Below are 3,484 nucleotides of genomic sequence, written 5' to 3'. Positions count from 1 at the left end.
GGCTCGCGCAGGACTGCTACGAGGCCTTCAACATCCAGGTCGCGGGTCTCATGCAGCGGATGCGGGCGATCGGCGACCCCAAGCCGATCATCGGTGTGAGCGGCGGGCTCGACTCGACGCATGCTCTCCTGGTGATCGCCCGCGCGATGGACCGGATGGGGAGGCCGCGCAGCGACATCCTGGCGTACACGATGCCGGGCTTCGCCACGAGCGACCACACGAAGTCGAACGCGATCCGCCTGGCCGAGTCGGTCGGCGCCTCCATCGAGACCATCGACATCCGGCCCGCTGCGACAGAGATGCTCAAGCAGCTGGACCACCCGTTCGGGCGGGGCGAGCCCGTGTACGACGTCACGTTCGAGAACGTGCAGGCGGGCATGCGCACCGACTACCTGTTCCGCCTCGCGAGCCACCACGGCGGCATCGTGGTGGGCACGTCCGACCTGTCGGAGCTGTCGCTCGGCTGGGCGACGTACGGCGTGGGCGACCAGATGAGCCACTACGCCGTGAACTCGGGCGTGCCGAAGACGCTCATGCAGCACCTGATCCGGTGGGTCGTGGCCGAGGGCGAGGCGCAGGGCGTCTCCCCCGAGGAGGCCGAGGTGCTGCAGTCCGTGCTCGACACCGAGATCAGTCCCGAACTCGTGCCCGCGGGTCAGGACGGCGAGGTGCAGTCGACCGAGTCGACCATCGGGCCGTACGCGCTGCATGACTTCTCGCTGCACCACATCCTGCGCTTCGGCTACCGCCCCTCGAAGATCGCGTTCCTCGCGATGCACGCCTGGTCCGACCCGGAGAAGGGCGAGTGGCCCGTCGGGTTCCCCGAGGACGCGCACTACGGGTACGACCTCGAGACCATCGTGAAGTGGGAGAAGGTCTTCCTGAAGCGCTTCTTCGGCTTCGCGCAGTTCAAGCGCTCCGCGATCCCGAACGGCCCGAAGGTCGCACCGTCGGGTTCGCTCTCGCCGCGTGGCGACTGGCGCGCGCCTTCGGACGGAAACGCGCGCGCCTGGCTCGCCGAGCTCGACGAGGCGCTTCCGCAGTTCGCGGGGTGATCCCCCGGTTCCGCGGCCGGCGTCGAGGACCCATGCCGGTTGAGCGAGCGAAGCGGGTCGAAACCCCGCGATCTCACCGGATCGTCAACCCCCAGGCGTCACGACTCCGCGCGACCTAACCTGCCACCATGGACGGCTTCGCCGCGGTCGACTTCACGCTCGCGCGGGAGGTGCTGCAACGGGGCATCGCCGCGCTCTATCTCGTCGCGTTCGTCTCGACGCTGAACCAGTTCCGGGTGCTGCTGGGCGAGCAGGGACTCCTGCCCGCACCCGAGCTGCTCGAGTGGGCGTCCTCCTCGCAGCGGGCCAAGAAGATCCTGCGGCCGACGCTGTTCCGCCGGATCCGGTACACCGACCGTCGGCTCGTCGCCCTCAGCGTGGCCGGGATCATCCTGTCGCTGCTGCTCGTCGCCGGGCTGCCGCAGCTCGCGCCGCCATGGGTGCCGATGCTGTGCTTCCTCGCGCTGTGGGGCGGCTACATGTCCGTCGTGTCGATCGGTCAGACGTTCTACGGCTTCGGCTGGGAGATGCTGCTGCTCGAGGCGGGGTTCCTCGCGGCGTTCCTCGGTTCGGCGAACGAACCGCCGCCCGTGCACATCATCGTGCTGTTCTGGTGGCTGGTGTTCCGGCTCGAGTTCGGCGCCGGGATGATCAAGATGCGCGGTGGGCGCGAGTGGCGCGATCTCACGGCCCTGATGTACCACCACGAGACGCAGCCCATGCCGGGGCCTTTCAGCCGGCGGGCGCATCTGCTGCCGCGCTGGGTGCACAAGGCCGAGGCGCTGGGCAACCATGTCTCGCAGCTCGTCGTCCCCTGGCTGCTGTTCGCGCCGCTCCTCGGGCTGTGGATCCCGGATGCGGTCCCGCAGGTGATCGGCGCGGTCGCCGGCGCGATCCTCATCCTCTCGCAGCTGTGGCTCGTCGCGACGGGCAACTTCGCGTGGCTGAACTGGACCACGATCGTGCTCGCGGCCTCGGCGATCGCGGTGCCGGGGGCGCTGCCCGCACCGGGCGACATCCCGCTGTACTGGCTGGTGATCACCCTCGCCGTGACCCTGCTCTACGTCGTGCTCAGCTGGCCGTCCGCGCGCAACCTGTTCTCACGCGATCAGCTGATGAACGCCGCGTTCAACCGATGGAACCTCGCGAACGCGTACGGCGCGTTCGGCACCGTCACGAAGCAGCGGATCGAGTGGATCATCCAGGGCACGTCGAGCGCGGATCCCACGCGCGCCGAGTGGCGCGAGTACGAGTTCAAGGGAAAGCCGGGCGATGTGCGGCGCATCCCGCGGCAGTACGCGCCGTATCACCTGCGACTCGACTGGCTGATGTGGTTCCTGCCGCTCGGCCGGCATCTCGACGACTGGTTCCGCGCGCTGATCGTGAAGCTGCTGCAGGCCGATCGCGCGACGCTGCGGATGCTGCGGACGGACCCGTTCGACGGCGAGCGGCCAGAGTGGATCCGGGTCGTGTCGTTCCGTTATCGCTTCGCGACGCCGGCCGAGCGACGCGAGCACGGCGTCGTGTGGATGCGAGACCGCCGGCGGGTGATCCTGGATGCCGTCACGCTGCCGGATCGCTACGACGGTTGAGAGGCGGTCAGTCGCCCGACCGGGCGTTGTAGACCGTGACGAGGTCTCCGTCGACCGCGCGGCGGTACGCGCGGAACACGTCGACGGCCTCGTCGCGGCGGATGCCCTCGGTGACCCGGATGCCGCGCGCCTCGAAGGCGGCCGCCCAGTCCTCGATCATGGGCCCCTCGTCGAACGTGGTGAGGTCTTCGCACTCCGGCCCGGACCCGGCGATGACGAGCGAGCGGATGCCCGACCACATCGCGGCGCCGTAGCACTGGACGCACGGGCGCCAGTTCACGAGCAGCTCGTGAGCGGGCTGCGGTGTGCCGTCGGGGCGGCTGCCGCCGAGATCCCACACGCCGAGGCGAGCCTGCGCGGTGCCGATCGCTGTGACCTCGGCGTGGCCGAGGGAGACGTTGCTCGCGAGCACGACGTTGACCCCGACCGACACGATGCGGCCGGTGTCGGACTCCGCGATGAGGGCGGCGAACGGCCCGCCGTTGCCCTCGCGCCAGTTGCGGTCGGCGAGTCGATTGACGAGCGCCATCCGCTCGTGCAGATCCGGGATGACGTCGGGCACGTCGGCGAGCTCGTCGCGGATCCAGTCGGGAAGCGTGAGCGTGAAGCTCGCCGAGAGCGGCGGGAAGTCCATGGCCGTCAGTCGCCTGTCCGGTTGCGGAGCAGCGCCCGCAGGACGAAGAACACGATCACGGCGACCACCGCGACCGCCACGAGCTTCGCGATGAACCACATGAGCGAGAACACCGCGTCGATCAGGAACCAGGCGATGACCACTGCGACGATGACGCCGAGGATGGTCCAGATCGAGGTCGACTTCATGTTCCTCAGCCTATC

The 3,484-nt window shown here is 69.2% G+C and carries 4 protein-coding genes; 2 read left to right on the top strand and 2 right to left on the bottom strand.

Annotated elements, in window-relative coordinates; all coding sequences use genetic code 11:
- Nucleotides 1–1,055 (top strand): NAD(+) synthase (locus RIF89_RS12435; protein ID WP_309069422.1); only part of this gene is annotated, 1,055 nt, incomplete at its 5' end.
- A gap of 128 nt (nucleotides 1,056–1,183) precedes the next feature.
- Nucleotides 1,184–2,647, top strand: a complete 1,464-nt coding sequence (locus RIF89_RS12430; protein WP_309069421.1) for a lipase maturation factor family protein — start codon at nucleotides 1,184–1,186, stop codon at nucleotides 2,645–2,647.
- Between the two features lie 7 nt (nucleotides 2,648–2,654).
- On the opposite strand, the gene RIF89_RS12425 is transcribed toward RIF89_RS12430, so the two are convergent.
- Nucleotides 2,655–3,281, bottom strand: coding sequence for a nucleoside deaminase (locus tag RIF89_RS12425; RefSeq protein ID WP_309069420.1), 627 nt, complete (start codon nucleotides 3,279–3,281; stop codon nucleotides 2,655–2,657).
- Between the two features lie 5 nt (nucleotides 3,282–3,286).
- Nucleotides 3,287–3,469, bottom strand: coding sequence for a hypothetical protein (locus tag RIF89_RS12420; RefSeq protein ID WP_309069419.1), 183 nt, complete (start codon nucleotides 3,467–3,469; stop codon nucleotides 3,287–3,289).
- Between the last annotated feature and the right edge of the window lie 15 nt (nucleotides 3,470–3,484).

The sequence above is a fragment of the Microbacterium sp. genome (genome assembly GCF_031178525.1).
Taxonomy (GTDB): Bacteria; Actinomycetota; Actinomycetes; order Actinomycetales; family Microbacteriaceae; genus Microbacterium.
The sequence above is the reverse complement of the archived record's forward strand: the minus strand, read 5'-3'. Positions and strand labels throughout refer to the sequence as shown.